Genomic DNA, 16,327 nt, shown 5'->3' with positions numbered 1-16,327 from the left:
TACTAAGCCAGTGACCTAGCTATAGCTTCTCCGCAAAGGCGCGTAACAAGTCTACAACCTCCTGTGGTGCCTCGTAGGGCAGCAGGTGGCCCGCGCCGCCAATGATTTCCAGCGGCGTACCAACGGGCAGAAGAGGCAGGGTTTCCAGACCGTGCACGGAGGGCGACATTACGTTGTCTTGGTCGCCGGCCAGTATGGCGCAGGGCACTACTACGTTACACATCCGGGCACTGATATCTTCCCGACTTCCGTGCAACAGCCAAGCGTCCCAGGCCAAGCGGGTGCTTTGCATATTATCCTTCAGAATTTGCTGACGAATTTCTTCTGGCAGTGGCCTAGCGGTTATTTTACTGAAGGTTTTCTCGGCTTCGGTCAGCTTGCCGTAGCTGCGCATACTGGCCATACGGTCTTCGTCGGTCATGGGCTCCGGGGTAGGCGGCGAAGGGCTGAGCAGGGCCACCCCAGCTAAGCCGGCAGGTTGGCGCGCGGCCAGGGCCAGCGCAATCTTGCCGCCCATGCTGTGGCCTACCAGCACGTAGCGGGCTATCTGCTTGTCCGCAATAAAGCTGGCTATCTGATCGGCGTACGCATCTACCGAGTAGCCGCCCCCCACCGGCGGCACCGATTCGCCAAAGCCAGAGAGGTCGGGGGCCAGGAAGTTGTGCGTGGGAGCAAGCAGTTTCGCCATTTGTTGAAATTCGCGGCCGGAGCCGGCCCAATAGTGCAGGCCAATGAAGGTGAGAGAGTCGGGCATACGAGCTTCTACGCGAACTACGCGTTTCGGGTCCGACGGCAAGTTTTCCCTAGCCTAGCGCCACTTTATTTTCTGGCGGGCCTTGCCGGCCTGCAGCCGCTCGGGTACTTGCCGCAGAATAATGGCGCGGAGAGTCTCTAGCAGCGGCAGGCGCACAAACCCGTGGTGCACCACCAAGCTGATTTCGCGTACCGGCTCGGGTGCCTCGAAGCGTTTCACCATAGGATTATCTAGCTCGGGCAACACTGATAGCTCCGGCACCAGCGTGTAACCGTGGTTGCGGCGCACCAACTGCTTGAGGGTTTCAATAGAGCCGCTTTCGTAGGTGAAGGGCCGGGTGGTGTCCACGGGGGCCGGGGAGCAGATGTTGAGCACCTGGTGCCGGAAGCAGTGCCCTTCCTGCAGCAGCCACAGGCCCGGCGCGCCCATATCCTGCGGGCTGATGGTGGCCTGGGGGTACAGCTCGTGGTTTTCAGAAATGTAGCCTAGGAAGGGCTCTTCCAGCACCGGAATTTCGCGCAGCTGCCGGTCGTCGAGGGGTGTTACCAGCAGGCCTACGTCTAGCTGGTTATCCTTGAGCTGCTGGATAATCTGGGCCGACTGTAGCTCCTCTACCTGCACCCGCAGCTTGGGGTAGCGCTCTACCAGCTCCACCAGAAACAGCGGCACCAGGTAGGGCGCCAGCGTCGGGATGATGCCTAGGCGCAGTTCGCCCACCAGCTCATCCTTCTCTACTTGCACTACCTCGCGCAGTTGCTGCACCTCCCGCAGTACCTGCCGCGCTTGCTGCACTACCTTCTCCCCCACAGCCGTGGGCTGCACACCCTTAGTGGTACGGTCGAAGAGCAGCACGCCCAGTTCCTCTTCCAGCTTCTGCAACTGCATACTGAGCGTGGGCTGGGTGACATGGCACTTCTCCGCCGCCAGCACAAACTGCCGGTGCGTATCCAGGGCCACCAGGTACTCAAGCTGCTGAATGTTCATGCCGCAAATATAGACGCAGTCTATACGTTTAGCATTGAGAAGCTACTCTGACTATAAAGCTAACTAGGGCAATGAGCCAAGAAATGCCAGGCCGTCATGTCGAGCTTGTCGAGACATCTCGCGTGCTGACGTTGCCAGGCTAACCCAATGACACCACGCGAGATGTTTCGACAAGCTCGACATGACGGTTTAGAGAGTTGTATTAGGCCAGCAACCTGAATTACAGCATCTTACTTGCTAAACCGCAACCCTAGGCCAGGTTTGTAGTTCAACTGGCTATACTGTTCTGTTGCTATGAAATTACTCCTGGTGGAAGACGAGCCCAAGCTGGCTTCCTTTGTGCAGAAAGGCTTTCAGAATGAAGGGTATGACCTGGATGTGGCCTACGATGGGCAGCTCGGGCTTTCCCTGTTCCGGCAGCACGCCTACGACCTCATCATCCTCGACGTCAACCTGCCTTACATCAACGGGTTTGCCCTCTGCAAGCTCATCCGGGAGGACAACCCACACGTGCCGGTGCTCTTCCTCACGGCCCTCGACAGCCTCGACGACAAGGTACTGGCCTTCGAAGCCGGCGCCGACGACTACCTGGTAAAGCCCTTTAAGTTTCAGGAGTTGCTGCTGCGCACCCGCGCCCTCACCAAGCGCAACGCCGACCATGCCGCCGTGAAGCGCGTGCTACAAATTGCCGACTTAGAGCTAAACCTGGAGCGTAAAACCGTCACGCGCGGCGGCCAACGCATCGACCTCACGGCCAAGGAGTATGCCCTATTAGAGTACCTACTCCTGAACCGGGGCAAAATCATTTCCCGCGTCGATATCACGGAGAAAGTCTGGGAGCTGGACTTCGACACCAACACCAACGTGATTGACGTGTACATCAGCCACCTGCGGCGCAAGCTCGATAAGGGCTTCGACACCAAACTGATTCATACGGTGGTGGGCATGGGCTACGTAATGCGGGAAGGCTGATGCTGGTTCGGAACAAGTTGATTCTGCGGTTTATGGCGCTGGTGGTCACCATTCAGCTCTGCCTGACTGCGTTTATCTACTACTACAGTGCCCAGGCGCGGGAGCTGCGCTTCTACCACCGCCTGGAGGCCAAAGCCGAACAAACCGCCAACCTGCTCATTCACCGCCTCGATCTGCAGCCCGACATGCTGCGCAGCCTGCGCAAGAAGGATTTGCTGACCATGCACAACGAGCGCATCAGCATTTATGACCCGCAGCGCCGGCTGGTTTTCCACATTGCCCAGGAGAAGAAGGACGCCGGAACGCCCACCCAGGACACGGCCTACTTCGACCAGATTACCCGCAAGAAACCCGCGCGCTTTCAACGGGGCGACATTGAAACCCTCGGGATGCTGTACCGCCACCACGGGCAGCCCTACCTCATTTTCGTGGCCGGACGCGACCAGTTTGGCGGCAAGGAGTTCGAGACGCTGCGTTCCATTCTGCTCGGCGGCAACCTGGGGGCGCTAGTGCTCATTATTGGGGCGGCGTGGTACTTCGCCAACCGCTCCTTACAGCCGCTCTCGCGGATGGTAGCGGAGGTAAAAGGCATTACGGCTACCAACCTACGCCAGCGTGTGAACGAGGGCAACCGCCAGGACGAAATTGCCCAGCTGGCCATGACGTTCAACGAGATGCTCAGTGGCCTAGAGCAGGCTTTTGAAGCCCAGAAGAGCTTTCTTTCCCACGCCTCCCACGAGCTACGGACACCCCTGGCCAACGTGCTGGGTACCCTGGAAACCTCCTCGGCCTACGACACGGAGCTAGCCGCCTCCAAGCGCAGCATCGACTCGGCCGTGGAGGAAATTCAGCGCATCATCGACCTCACCAACGGCCTGCTGGCCTTAGCCAAAGCCGACGATACCTCCTTCCGCCGCACCCCCGTACAGCTCGACGACGTGGTGCTGCAAGCCGTGGATGAATGCTCGGCCCGCTACCCCGGCCGCACGGTGCAGGTGGAATTCGGCACGTGGCCCGAGTCGGTGGAAGAGGTGTTTATGGTGCGCGGCAACGCTCAGCTGCTGCAAACGGCCGTGCTCAACCTGCTGGATAACGCCTGCAAATACTCTACCCAAGCCGTGACAGTGGGCTTGGGCTACGAAACCGCCCACCACATCCTGCTCACCATCACTGATACTGGCCTAGGCCTGCCTGCTGAAGAACTAGCGCGCATTCAGGAGCCCTTGTACCGGGGCACCAATGGCCGCGACAAGCCCGGTTACGGCCTCGGGCTGGCCATTACCCTGAAGATTATCCAAGTCCACGCGGGGCAATTGCAGATCGACTCCGAGGTAGGAAAAGGGACCCAGGTTTCAGTTCGCCTGCCTGCAGCCTAGCCCTTGCGGAGCAAATTACCCTAATTGTCATGCTGAGCTTGCCGAAGCATCTCTACAGCTTCGTTGCTAGGCCACTTGGTTAGCCAGAGGAAGAGATGCTTCGGCAGGCTCAGCATGACGTTCTTTTTCAGAGCGCAAGCTTCTACTCCAGGCCTAGGCGTTCATGTTATTTTAATGTGGTAGTCAGACGACGTTAATCTCGGGAGCGGTCCTTTGTGGAGTACTTACACGCTTCCCAATGTCTGCAACTTCCCGCTCTACTGGTTTTCTGCTGACGTGGCTGCTCGCGCTGGCCCTGCTGGTTTCGGTGGGTGTCAACGTGTATTGCCTTACCCCCGGCTACCGCTCTGCTCGTTCCGTCCCGGCGTCTGTCCTTAACGACCTCGACGATGATGACGATAACGACGATGATGAATCCTGGGCCGCCCTGACCGAGGAACTGCGCGCAACCCGTCAGCAACTGGCCGCTTGCCAGGGCCAAGCTGCCCCCAACACTACGGCTACTGCCCCCTAAAGTCTGGCTACTTCAGCTAGGCCACTTCTCATTTTCCGCTTCTACTACACTCCCATGAAAACGCTGTTTTTGCCGCTATTACTGCTCACGAACTGGTGCAGCACCCCTACCACTCACTTAGCTTCTGCTTCCATTCCGGTAGTGCCGGTGCGCACCGTGAGCCTGCCCGGCGCGGGCGCTGAGTCGCGCGCTTCCTCAGCTATGGCCTACGACTTTACCCGTCCGGCCGCCTCGTACGCTATGCCCGCTGAGCTCATGGAACTCTCGGGTATTGCCCTCCACGGCGCCAACCAGATTACAGGCGTCGAGGACGAAACCGGTAACCTCTACGAGTACAACCTCACCGCCAAGCGCGTTGACCGCGTAGTGCCCTTCGGGAAAGATGGCGACTACGAGGACCTAGCCCGCGTGGGCAACGACTGGTTTATCCTGCGCAGCGACGGCACCCTCTTCCGCTACGATGGTACCAACACCCAGGAGTACGAAACTGGCTTAACCTTCGCCAACGAGCCCGAAGGCCTCACCTACGATACTGCCTCACAAACACTTCTAGTAGCCTGCAAAGGCGAACCGGGAGCCGACCTACCGGACACCAAACGGGCCGTGTACCGCCTGCAGGCTGGCACCTACAAGGCAGAGACTACCCCTGCTTATATCCTCGATGTGGAATCGATAGTAGCCAGCGTGCCCGGCCAGGATAGCGCCCCCAAGAAGTCAGGTAAAAAAGGCAAGAAGGGCGGTATGAAGGGCTTTGCCCCGTCTGCCGTAGCGGTGCACCCTCTCACGCACCACGTATTTGTGCTTTCGGCGCGGCAGAACGGTATTGTGGAGCTCGACAAAACGGGGCAACTGCTAGCTGCTCAGCCTCTCCCCACCGATTTGTTTCCGCAGCCCGAGGGGCTGGCCTTCACCCCCAACGGAGAGTTGTATATAGCTACCGAAGCTGGTAAGAAGTCGGGCCAAGCTACCATTCACTTGTTCCGCCCCCGGCAATAAGCACTTTCTGAGCCTGCTAGGCCAGTCAAGCTAGCAGATTATTTCCCTCTGCCTATACCAACTACACCCCGCTTACCTCTCTGGTAGGCGGGGTGTAGCTATTTGCCCAAGACGCAAAACACTCAACAGCTATAGACACATACTATACCACTATAAAAACAATCGATTTTACTTATATCCTGCGAAGCTCAACCTTTGTGCACCGCCTAGGCCATGTGCCGTGGCTGCAAACGCTGACATCTCCTTACTCATCCTCTCCCATGGAAGAATCAACTCAACCCAAGAAGCTGACCACCGCTTCCGGCCGGCCCATCTTCGACAACCAGAACTCTGTTTCGGCGGGTGCCCGCGGGCCGCTGCTGCTCCAGGATTACTTTCTGCACGAGAAGCTAGCCCACTTCAACCGGGAGCGGATTCCGGAGCGCGTGGTACACGCCAAAGGCTCGGGCGCGTACGGCACCTTCACCGTAACGCACGACATTACTAGCCTTACCCGCGCCCAGATCTTCAGCCAAGTGGGCAACCAGTGCCGCATTTTTCTGCGTTTCAGCACGGTAGGCGGTGAGAAGGGCTCGGCCGATACCGAGCGCGACCCCCGCGGCTTCGCCCTGAAGTTCTACACCGAAGGCGGCAACTGGGACGTGGTAGGTAATAACACGCCGGTGTTCTTTGTGAAAGACCCGGTGAAGTTCCCCGACTTCATTCACACCCAGAAGCGTGAGGCTCGTTCCAACCTGAAGTCGGCCACAATGATGTGGGACTTCTGGAGCCTGAACCCCGAGAGCCTGCACCAGGTAACCATTCTGATGTCGGACCGCGGCACGCCCTACGGCTACCGCCACATGCACGGCTACGGCTCGCACACCTTCTCCCTGATCAACGCCCAGAATGAGCGTACCTGGGTGAAGTTCCACTTCCGCACCGAGCAGGGCGTGAAGAACTTCTCGAGCGAAGATGCCGCCCAGATGAAGGCTCAGGACGCCGACTTCGCCCAGCATGACCTGGTGGACGCCATCGATAACGGCAACTTTCCCCGCTGGAAGATGTTCATCCAGACCATGACCCAGGAGCAGGCCAAAACCTTCCGCTGGAACCCCTTCGACCTGACCAAAGTGTGGCCCCAGGGTGAGTTCCCACTGCAGGAAGTAGGCGTGCTGGAGCTGAACGAGGTGCCCGTAAACTACCACGCCCACGTGGAGCAAGCCGCCTTCGCCCCCGCCCACGTGGTAGATGGCATTGGCTACTCGCCCGATAAAATGCTGCAAGGCCGCATCCTGAGCTACCCCGACGCACAGCGCTACCGCCTGGGGGCCAACTACGAGCATCTGCCCGTAAATGCTTGCCCTTACGGCTTCAGCAACTACCAACGCGACGGCCGAATGGCCCTCGGCGACAACGGCGGCCCCGGCCCGAACTACTTCCCCAACTCCTTCGACGGCCCTGTGGAAGACAAAACCGTAGGGGAGCCCGCCCAGGAGCTGGACGGCCTCTTCGCCGACCGCTACGACCGCAACGTAGGCCCCGGCGAAGACGACCACTACACCCAGCCCGGCAACCTATTCCGCCTACTGGATGCCCAAGCCCAGCGTAACCTCATCGATAACGTGGTGGCCTCTATGAGCGGCATCGACGGCCCGAAGAAGGATATGATCATCCAGCGTCAACTCTGCCACTGGTTCCGCGCCGATATCCGCCTGGGTATGGCCATTGCCAAAGGCCTGGGAGTTGACGTGGAAATGCCAACCCAGCACCCCCAGCCCGCAGCAGCGGCTGTTTAACTACACTCGACCTCGCACACCTACTTGCAAGAAAAGCCAGCCCAAATGGGCTGGCTTTTCGATTTTAACCGAAAGACCTAGGGGGCCTGGCCTAAGAACTCCAGCATTAACTTCAGTCAAAAGCCTAGCACACGGGCTAGCTGGCGGGTTGCCCTGCCAACATTTGAAGAACCCCCTTTCTGAACTCTTCATCACCAACGGCCAAGCGTTGGGCATACAGCGCTTTCGCGTCCTCCCCGCACACATACCGCAGGGTATCGGTGCCATCGGTAGCGGCTTCGTACACCACTTCTGCAATTTGCTCAGAGCTAGAAACTCCCATGCCAGGCGCGCTGATGGCCGCAAAGAATTTGTTCGCCAGCTCGTCATACTCGGGGTGCGAAACGGTGACCGACTTATCCCCTATCTCAGTGGCTACCAAGCCTGGCTCAATGTTTTTGATGCCAATTCCGAACTGGCTTAGTTCAAATGACAAGCTTTCGCTCCAGCCTTCCAGGGCCCATTTGCTGGCATCATACATTGAGCTGACCGGAAAAGCCATCAGCCCAGCCGAGGAACTAGTGGTAATAAACAGGCCAGCCTTCCTAGCCCTGAAACTCGGAATAAAGGCTTGGGTGACGCGCACCACGCCTAGAAAATTGGTTTCCATCTGCCGAACCACCTGCTCGTCGGTAGCAGCCTCCAGCGGCCCTAGCAGGGCATAGCCGGCGTTATTAAATACTACATCAACGGGGCCCAACGCCAACGCTTGTTGCGTGATGTCTTGGATTTGCTCTAGGCTAGTTACATCCAAGGGCAACAGCTTCACATTGTCCAGCAGGTTGAGCTCGGTTTCATTTTCGGGCTTGCGCATGGTGGCAATTACATTCCAGCCTTTGGCCGCAAATAGCTTAGCGGTTGCTTTACCGATGCCAGACGAGGCGCCCGTAATAAAAATGGTCTTTTTCATTTGGCTTGTCTTGATTACAAACCAAAAGTGTGGGCCAGTCACTATACTTTTGTTATCCGTTACCTTTAGGAAAGCGACTATTTATGCCGGCGACCTGCGAACAACCCCTCACCCTACACAAGGAGAAAGTATTGGCCCTAAAAGACGCCATTGAGCTGTTGAGCGGAAAGTGGAAATTCTGCATCCTGCTTAACCTATACAACTATGGTACCCTGCGCTTCAAAGACTTACAAGAAACTTCGGTGGGTATCACACCCAAGGTGTTATCGAAAGAATTGCAGGAGCTAGAGGAAAACCAGCTTATTACCCGAACAGTCAATAACACCAAGCCGGTCACGGTTTCGTACGCTCTCACGCCCCATGCTACCGAAATCCAACCCGTCATTAATGCCTTGGTGGAGTTTGGCCTGAAGCACCGCATGAAGATCAAAGGCACCTCGAGCTAGGCCAGGCAACTTATAACTTGGCCAGACTTCTCGTGCTTTCGCACATCTTATCGTGCGATACCATCGTGATTAAGCCAGTTCCCTTCCTTGGATGAGGAGGAAAACTGGCTTTAGCATTAGTTTACAACGCCTTCTTGCGGCTGTCCTTGAACTTCTTGATCTGGGGGTCGATGATTTTCTTGTCGCCAACGACCACGATGGTCATGGCCTCGGGGCGGACGTATTTACGGGCGGTTTCCGAGACTTGCTGGGGCGTAACGGCGTTGATGTTTTTGACCTGCTCGGTGAGGTAGGAGTCGGGGAGGCCGTGCAGATCTAGGCTGTTGAGCTGGCCGATGATGCCGCTAGGCGTGGAGTTGCGCAGCACGAATAGGCCCGACTCGTAGTTCTGGATGCCTTTCAATTCCTCCGTAGTAGGCGGGGTTTTCTGCAGGCGCTCAATCTCGTACACGATTTCCTTGAGGGAATTGCCGGTTTCCTGGGTGGTCACATCGGCGTTCTGGCTCCAGTTGCCGGCCCGGTAGTGCGTTTCAATGAAGCTGTAGGGCGAGTAGGTGTAGCCCTTGTCTTCACGGATGTTGCGCGTGATGCGCGAGCCAAAGGAGCCGCCCAGCAGGGAGTTCATCACCCGCACCTTCATGTAATCGGGGTGCGAGGGGTCGACGACGGGCATGCCAATGACGATGGTCGACTGGGGCGCGCTAGGCCTGTCGATGGTCATCACGTCGGGCCGGATTTGGGCTTTGGCAATTTCAATGTGGGGCACCGGGCCTTTGGTCCAGTCGCTCCAGCTCTTGGTAATAGCCTGGCGCAGCGCTGCTTGGTCGAACTTGCCGGCCACGTAGACGCTGGTGCGCTGGGCGCCGTATTGGTTCTGGTAGAAGGCCTTCACCTGCTCCATGGTGAGGGCATCGATGGCGGCATCGGTGGGGATAGGCCTACCGTAGGGGTGGTTGCCGTAGAGCGAAGCCGTGAATTTCTGGCGGGCCTGGGTGCTGGGCTGGGCACGGGCCAGGTTCATCTGGCGCTTAAAGTCGCTCTTGATGCGGGGCAACTCGCTGGCTGGCAGGGCGGGGTGCTGTACCACCTCGGCCATGAGGGCCGCTAGCTCAGGCGCAAACTCCGAGAGGCAGGAGGCCCAGATGTTAGTTTGGTCCTGGCCTACGGAGATGTTGAGGGAGCCGCCCATGCGGGCGACCTTGTCGGCGAGCTGGGTGGCGTTGAGGGTGCTGGTGCCCTCGTTCATCAACTTGCCCACCAGATCGGCTACGCCCACCTCATCAGCACCTTCATGCACGTTGCCGGCCTGAATGGCTACCATCATCGTGACCTTGGGTACCTGGCCGTAGGGCACTAGGCGGGCTTTCAGGCCGTTGGGCAGCTCGAATTCCTCCTTGGCGGGCAAGGCAAAATCGCGGGGGGTGCTGCCAGGCGGGGGCGTTTCTTTGGGCGCACTGGCTACGGCCGGAGCCGCCGCGGACTTAGCAGCAGGTTTGGATGTTGGTTTGGCAGCGGGCTTGGTCTGGGCCGAGGCCTCTAGGCCAGTGGTGAGCAGGGCCGCGCTCAGCAACCCGAGATAGAACGTTTTCATAAGTCGGGGTTAGCTTTTGGCCAATGGGTTTACAACTACAATGGTGCGGTTGGTGGGCCGCAGGTACTCCTGAATGGTGCGCTGCATGATGGCCGGCGTGATTTTGCGGAACTCACCTTCCAGGGTATTAATGCGCGAAGGGTCGTTATCGAACAGCGCGAAAGCAGCCAGCATATCAGCCCGACCGAAATTGTCGGAGCCCGACAGCTGATCGTAGAGGCTGGAGCGCAGCTTCACCACGGCCAAGTCTAACGTCGGCTGATCAATACCGCCTTTGGCTAAGCGGTTGATTTCCTGATCCAGCACGCTCACCACGGAGTCAGACTTCACGGTTTGGTCGTACACGAGGTTGCCCATCCAGAGCATGGGGCCGGCGTAGTTGAAGGCGTTGCCGAGGTAGTTGATGCCCCCGCTCACGTCGTCGGTGAGTCCGCGCTTCTGCACCATGGCCTGGTAGAGGCGCGAGTCTTTGCCCTGGAGCAGAATCTGGTCGAGCAGAATGAGGGCATAGTACTCGGGCGTGTTGCGCTCAGGCATGTGGTAGGCAAAGGCCAGGGCCGGTTTGGTGGCCAGCTTATCGTCCTTGGTGAAGCGCTGCTCCTTTTCCTGGCGGGGCTCCGTGAGGTCGGGCTTGGGCGGCTGAGTAGCGGCCGGAATGTTGCCGAAGTACTTCTGCACCCAAGCCTTGGCCTGCGCCGGCTCAAAGTCTCCGACTACCGCCAGGGCAGCGTTGTTGGGGGCGTAGTAGGTTTTGAAGAACTGTTGGGCATCTTCCAGGGTAGCAGCGTCGAGGTCCTTCAGGTCGCCGTAGAAGTTGTGGGCGTTGTTCCAGTTTTTGTTGGCGTACTGGGGCATATCCAGCCACGGAAAGCCGCCGTAGGGCTGGTTGAGCACGTTTACGCGCACCTCATTCTTCACTACCCCTTGCTGGTTGGTGAGGTTGGCTTGGTTGATGGCTAGGCCCCGCATCCGGTCGGCTTCGGCCCAGAGCATGGTTTCCAACTTATGCGAGGGCACTACCTCGAAATAGTTGGTAAAGTCGAAGCGGGTAGAGCCGTTCAGGATGCCGCCGTTCTTCTGAATCAACTGAATGAACTCCATCTTGCCCAGGTTCTGGGAGCCCTGAAACATGAGGTGCTCGAACAAGTGGGCAAATCCGGTCCGGTCGCGCGGCTCATTGCGGAACCCAATATTATAGTAGGCCGCCACGGTAGCCGTGGGGGCCGTGTGGTCGGGTGAGAGAACTACCTTTAGGCCATTCGGTAAGGTGTAATACTCCACCGGAATCTGGAATGATGAAGCAGCCGCCGAAGCCGGCGTGGCTTCGGCAGTGGGAGGTGGCGTAGCACTGGTGCTGGCTACCGGGGTGGCTTTGGGGCTGCAGGCACCCAGCGTCAGCAGGAAGGCGGTGCCCCAGCCCAGCGCCTGGCCTAGCGGAGTAATTTGCTTCATATCAGGAGAATGGGAAGTGAGGAATGAGAAAGTGTTCCTAACCTACATAATCTGAATCAAAGAATTAATCCTACCCTATATAAGAAAAGCAACTATTCAACGAACCGACTCAGCCAGGGTATTGGCGGCTGGTTTTGGTCAATGAATGGATGAGGTGGAACTGGCCTAGTATGCTTTCACCAGAACATGAGCTCCCCTCCTCAGATGAGGAGGGGTTGGGGGTGGTTGACCAATCGTTGAACATCCACTAGCTCTAGTTCTAGAAGTCGTTCTAGGCCAGTCAACCACCCCTAGCCCCTCCTCATCTGAGGAGGGGAAATAGCTCCTTGGTATTTAGCAGTTACCCTAGGCCACCCCTACTTCTCTACCTTCAGCGTAGCGGGGCGGCTGGTGAACTCGAAGACTTCGCCGTGGGGCATGATGGTGATTTGGCCGAACTCCTGAATCATCATTTTGTAGCTCTCCCCTACCGGGCGGATTTTCCGGTCGAGGTCATAGAGTCCGCAGGCATTGACGGACAGGCGTTTTTCGGCGAGGCTGATGTCCCAGTCGAGCTGGTCGAGGAGGCTGTACCAGGTGAATCCTACCACCGGCACGCCGTCCTGGCGGATGCGCTGCACATTTACCCACTGCTTCCAGAGCCAGCACTCGGCGTCTTTCACGTTGAAGGTGTTGGTTTCGGTGTGGAACACGGGCTTGCGGTACCGCTCGTAGTACTGGCGCGTCATGGTGTACCAGCCCAGCACGTCTTCGGCGGAGCACCAGTCGCCGTTAGGCTTGATGATGCGCTCGTTGCGGCCGTAGTAGTCATTGCCCATGATCTGGTAGCCGGGTGGCTCGCCGGCCATAAACCACTCTAGCTCCTTGCGAGTCAAGCCGTTATCCAGGCAGTAGAGCAGTACTTCGGCATCAATGGTGTGGGCGTACAGCAAATCCAGGGACAGGAAGCGGAGCTTGTTGGTCAGGCGAATTTCGTCGCTCTCCACGGCGCGCATTTCGTGGATGTACTCCGCCGACTCGCTTTGCACGATGATGCAGTCGGGGCGGTAGCGGGCAATCTGCTGGTTACCCATGATGCTGGCCGCCGCAATGTGCTTCATGGCCGTGATGAAGGCGCGGTCGTCCTTGAGCTGCTCGTTCCAGATGCCATCCTTGGCCGAGGCCCGCGCTGTCACGTAAATCTCGTTTACGGGCGTGTAGAAGCGCACCCAGGGGTAGCGCTTGGCCACGGCCCCGCAGTACTCGGCAAAGTGCACCGGCAGCTCGGGGTTCTGGAAGTTGCCAATCCAGTCTGGCACGCCGAAGTGCATCAGATCCAGAATGGGCGTAATGCCGAGGCGCTTGATTTCGGCCATGGCCTGGTCGGCAAACTCCCAGTCGAACTTGCCCGGCGCCTTGTGGATGAGGTAGTACGGCAGGTTGTAGCGCAGCACCTTCAGGCCGAGCTCTTTCACCAGGCCCAGGTCTTCCTTGTAGCGGGCGTAGTGGTTGGTTTCGGCCAGCAGGTCGCGGCGGATAGTGCCGTGGCCAATGGTGGGGTACGAGCACTCAATACCGGTAGCAAACATGAAGTTGCCGGGGCTATTGGTGGGTAGGCCGCTGCCGTCGTGACCGGCCGCGCCCCCGTACTCGTCGCCCTCGTAGGTGCCGTCGCCGAACTTGTCTTTGATATGGGTCAGGAAGCTTTTGGCCATGAGGAAGTGATAGAACATCAGCTCCCCTCCTCAGATGAGGAGGGGTTGGGGGTGGTTGACCACGGAGCTGGTGTTCAGTTTGGTTTTGATGTTGACAAGTGGGTATTGGGCTAGGTTGTTGTGGTCGTTCAATGTCCATCAACCACCCCCAACCCCTCCTTATCTAAGGAGGGAAGTTGATGTTCTGCTAATTGGCCTTCACCCATCCAGGCGCTGTTGGGCGGCCAGAAATTTATCAGCGGTGCGCAGGCTGAGGGCCATGAGCGTGAGGGCGGGGTTGACGCTGAGGGCGCTGGGAAATACGGAGTTGTCGCAGATGTAGAGGTTGGGCACGTCGAAGGCGCGGCCGTCGGCATTTACTACTGCGTCGTCGCCGCTAAGGCCCATGCGGGCGGTGCCGATGGTGTGGGCGTAACGCTCAAAGGCCCAGATGTCGCGGGCCCCGGCGGCTTCCCAGACCTGGCGCATAATGCGCTCAGCGTGGGCGTTCATGCGCTGCTCGTTTTCCTGGGCCGTGAAATGCACGCGGGGCTTGGGCAGGCCGCGGGCGTCTTTCTCCTCAGCTAGTTCCAGGAAGTTGTTCTCGTGGGGCAGACAGTCGCCGAGGATGTTGATGCCGGCCGTGTGGTTGTAGCTGCGCATGTAGTCGCGCAGAGGTTGGCCCCAGAGCTTGCGCCGGCGGGCCATCTGGGAGGCAAATGTCACGGGCATCACCCCAATGCTTTGCAGCAAGTAACCTCCCGCAAAATCGGCGTCTTTGGGCCGGTGCGTGTCCTCGGAAATCAGGCCACCGGGAATGCCTTTGTAGGGGCGAATGTCTTCCTCGAACGTGCCCCACACCTGTAGGCCAGGGTGGGCCATGAAGTTCTTGCCCACCTGCCCGCTGGTGAGAGCCAACTCATTGAGCAAAAGCAGGCGCGGCGTTTCTACGGCTCCGGCGCACAGGAACAGGTGGCGGCAGCGCTGGCGCTTCTGCTCCCCGTGCTGAGTATAGACCACGGCCGTCACCCGGCCTTTAGCGTCGCGCTCAATCTCCGTCACGAAGGCATCGGCCCGGATTTCGGCCCCGTAGCTTTCGGCCAGGGGCAGGAAGGTTACGTCCATACTGGCCTTGGCGCCGCGGTTGCAGCCAGCCTGGCAGAAGCCCCGGTTGGTGCAGGCCTCGCGCCAGCCAATGCCCTCCTGGTAGTACCGCGCCGAGAGGGCCGCGTTGGCCGCCGGAGAGGTAGTGATGCCCAGCTGTGCACAGGCCTTCTGCATGAGCAGCGCGGCACCGTTCAGGGGCAGCGGAGCCAGTGGGTAGCTCTTGCGGCGGTTGGGGTCCCAGGGGTAGCTAGCAGGGCCGCTTACGCCCAGAAAGTGCTCCAACTCCTCGTAGTAAGGCTCCAGCTCCTCAATGCCAAACGGCCAGTCTACGCCCTTGCCGAAGTCGGTGAACAGGCGCAGGTCGCCGCGGGGGGCGCGGGGGGTGTAGGCAGTGTAGTGCAGGGTGGAGCCGCCGACGCCGGTGCCGGAGTTGTTATTGCCGAAGGCCACCGGAGTCTGGCCGGCCGAAAGGCGCTCATCGTTCCAAAACAGGAAGTGCTGGGCTTTTTCGTCGGTGGCGTAGGTCTTGGTGGGGTCACGGCGGGGGCCGGCTTCCAGGGCTACCACTTTCAGGCCCGCCATAGCCAGGCGGGCCAGCAGGGGCGCGCCGCCGGCACCGGTGCCAATCACCACACAGTCCACCTCGTCCACGGGGTCGGGCAAGGGAGCGGGCTGCTCCAGCTCCACGGGTGCTTGGGTGGGCAGCGCTTCGTTTTCGGCCAGAATGCTTTTCAGCAATGGGTCTTGTATTTCCGGCTGTACTGGGTTCAGCACGCCTTCTTCCAGTACTTCTTCGTCGGGCATATAGCTAGTAATGAGTAGTTCGTAGGGAGTAGCGAGACTCAGGCAGAGGTCTGGGAGAAGCGAAGACCTAGTGACCAAAGTGGCCTAGGCAAACCGCTGGCACTTTGGAGCAGCACAGCGGCAACTTGCCCCTCACTACACTACCTGGTGCTAGTTCACTGGCTTCGGTTCGCGGTCCTCCAACTGGTTGGGCTCGATGCGCTGCCAGCCGGGCACGTCGGCCATACCCACGTAGCCAATTTCCTCCTGGGCCAAGGGGTGCGAGTAGTAAGCCTCCGTCAGCTCGGCCAGGAGCTCCTCGAAGAATCGGTCGATGGGTAGCTGCTGCCAGTTTTCGCCGGGGGCGGTGCCGTTGGCTACCGTCCCTATCACCTGGTCTTGCTGGGCTTCGGAAAGCGCCACGAACGGCTGTTGGAACAGGGCCTGGGCCGCCTGGTTGATGCCGCCCAGCCCGAGGCGGTAGGCCTCCCGGTCGGGAGGCATGGCGTCGTAGCGCCAGCCATCGGAGTCGCCCTCCGCCAGCCGCTTATCTACCACGGGAGCTAGCTCGATGGGCTCCGTGCGCTCTGGCTGGGGATAGATGCGGGCCGCTACCGCCCGCAGCAGCTCGAACGTGTTATCGTCGAAGAACTGGGGGGTGTAAGGGACTGTATCGAGGCGGGGCAGCAGGGCGGCGCGGGTGGCTTCCGTCACGAGGTCGGACTGGAGCAGGGCGCGCACGGTGCCTTCGGGGTAGTGAGGGGAAGCCATTCAGGTCGGAAGTCAGCCGGTGAGGTTCAGGAGCTTGCCTTATACTGACGAGCTAAGCCAGCGGAATGTTTTAGCTGAACAGTAAAAGCGCCTTTCCTGGGTAGAAAAAGCGCTTTTAGATTTACTGGTTGATTTATACCAGACCGTCATGTTGAGCTTGTCGAAGCATCTATACCTCTGG

14 protein-coding genes are annotated in these 16,327 nt (G+C 59.0%); 6 read left to right on the top strand and 8 right to left on the bottom strand.

Features of this window, described 5'->3' with window-relative positions; genetic code table 11:
- Nucleotides 1–19: 19 nt before the first annotated feature.
- Nucleotides 20–754 carry an alpha/beta fold hydrolase gene (locus EU556_RS01775; protein ID WP_135430411.1) on the bottom strand — a complete coding sequence of 245 codons (735 nt, stop codon included), beginning with the start codon at nucleotides 752–754 and terminating at the stop codon, nucleotides 20–22.
- Between the two features lie 54 nt (nucleotides 755–808).
- Nucleotides 809–1,738 (bottom strand): LysR substrate-binding domain-containing protein, encoded by a 930-nt coding sequence (locus tag EU556_RS01770; protein ID WP_135430409.1) that lies wholly within the window; start codon nucleotides 1,736–1,738, stop codon nucleotides 809–811.
- A gap of 294 nt (nucleotides 1,739–2,032) precedes the next feature.
- Here EU556_RS01770 and EU556_RS01765 point away from each other — a divergent pair, with 294 nt between their 5' ends.
- The 5 genes from EU556_RS01765 to EU556_RS01745 all read left to right on the top strand — a co-directional run bounded on the left by EU556_RS01765 (nucleotide 2,033) and on the right by EU556_RS01745 (nucleotide 7,374).
- On the top strand, nucleotides 2,033–2,710 hold the full coding sequence (locus tag EU556_RS01765) for a response regulator (RefSeq protein WP_110976297.1): 678 nt from the start codon (nucleotides 2,033–2,035) through the stop codon (nucleotides 2,708–2,710).
- Nucleotides 2,710–4,086: a sensor histidine kinase gene (locus EU556_RS01760; protein ID WP_135430407.1), complete on the top strand. Its 1,377-nt coding sequence runs from the start codon at nucleotides 2,710–2,712 to the stop codon at nucleotides 4,084–4,086. Before EU556_RS01765 ends, EU556_RS01760 begins: the two co-directional genes overlap by 1 nt.
- A 238-nt stretch (nucleotides 4,087–4,324) precedes the next feature.
- On the top strand, nucleotides 4,325–4,600 hold the full coding sequence (locus EU556_RS01755) for a hypothetical protein (RefSeq protein WP_135430405.1): 276 nt from the start codon (nucleotides 4,325–4,327) through the stop codon (nucleotides 4,598–4,600).
- Nucleotides 4,601–4,654: 54 nt separating this feature from the next.
- The gene (locus EU556_RS01750; RefSeq protein ID WP_135430403.1) at nucleotides 4,655–5,596 is read left to right on the top strand and encodes an SdiA-regulated domain-containing protein; all 942 of its coding nucleotides are present in this window, start codon (nucleotides 4,655–4,657) and stop codon (nucleotides 5,594–5,596) included.
- Between the two features lie 260 nt (nucleotides 5,597–5,856).
- Nucleotides 5,857–7,374 (top strand): catalase, encoded by a 1,518-nt coding sequence (locus EU556_RS01745; RefSeq protein WP_135430401.1) that lies wholly within the window; start codon nucleotides 5,857–5,859, stop codon nucleotides 7,372–7,374.
- Nucleotides 7,375–7,510: 136 nt separating this feature from the next.
- On the opposite strand, the gene EU556_RS01740 is transcribed toward EU556_RS01745, so the two are convergent.
- Nucleotides 7,511–8,323, bottom strand: coding sequence for an SDR family oxidoreductase (locus EU556_RS01740; RefSeq protein ID WP_135430399.1), 813 nt, complete (start codon nucleotides 8,321–8,323; stop codon nucleotides 7,511–7,513).
- Nucleotides 8,324–8,406: 83 nt separating this feature from the next.
- On the opposite strand from EU556_RS01740, the gene EU556_RS01735 reads away from it, so the two are divergent.
- Nucleotides 8,407–8,769 (top strand): winged helix-turn-helix transcriptional regulator, encoded by a 363-nt coding sequence (locus tag EU556_RS01735; protein WP_135430397.1) that lies wholly within the window; start codon nucleotides 8,407–8,409, stop codon nucleotides 8,767–8,769.
- 121 nt (nucleotides 8,770–8,890) lie between these two features.
- Here EU556_RS01735 and EU556_RS01730 read toward each other — a convergent pair whose 3' ends face one another.
- From EU556_RS01730 to EU556_RS01710, 5 genes are all read right to left on the bottom strand, one after another.
- Nucleotides 8,891–10,360, bottom strand: coding sequence for a M16 family metallopeptidase (locus tag EU556_RS01730; RefSeq protein ID WP_135430395.1), 1,470 nt, complete (start codon nucleotides 10,358–10,360; stop codon nucleotides 8,891–8,893).
- A gap of 9 nt (nucleotides 10,361–10,369) precedes the next feature.
- On the bottom strand, nucleotides 10,370–11,812 hold the full coding sequence (locus EU556_RS01725; protein ID WP_135430393.1) for a M16 family metallopeptidase: 1,443 nt from the start codon (nucleotides 11,810–11,812) through the stop codon (nucleotides 10,370–10,372).
- A 356-nt stretch (nucleotides 11,813–12,168) separates the two neighbouring features.
- On the bottom strand, nucleotides 12,169–13,506 hold the full coding sequence (locus EU556_RS01720) for a family 1 glycosylhydrolase (protein ID WP_135430391.1): 1,338 nt from the start codon (nucleotides 13,504–13,506) through the stop codon (nucleotides 12,169–12,171).
- Between the two features lie 198 nt (nucleotides 13,507–13,704).
- Nucleotides 13,705–15,396, bottom strand: a complete 1,692-nt coding sequence (locus EU556_RS01715) for a GMC family oxidoreductase (protein ID WP_135430389.1) — start codon at nucleotides 15,394–15,396, stop codon at nucleotides 13,705–13,707.
- Between the two features lie 150 nt (nucleotides 15,397–15,546).
- Complete coding sequence (locus EU556_RS01710) at nucleotides 15,547–16,146, bottom strand: gluconate 2-dehydrogenase subunit 3 family protein (RefSeq protein ID WP_135430387.1); 600 nt, start codon at nucleotides 16,144–16,146, stop codon at nucleotides 15,547–15,549.
- Nucleotides 16,147–16,327 lie beyond the last annotated feature (181 nt).

This window comes from Hymenobacter fodinae, from assembly GCF_004745825.1.
GTDB classification, from domain to species: Bacteria; Bacteroidota; Bacteroidia; order Cytophagales; family Hymenobacteraceae; genus Hymenobacter; species Hymenobacter fodinae.
Note: the sequence above shows the minus strand (reverse complement) of the source record. Positions and strands in the feature narration are given on the sequence as shown.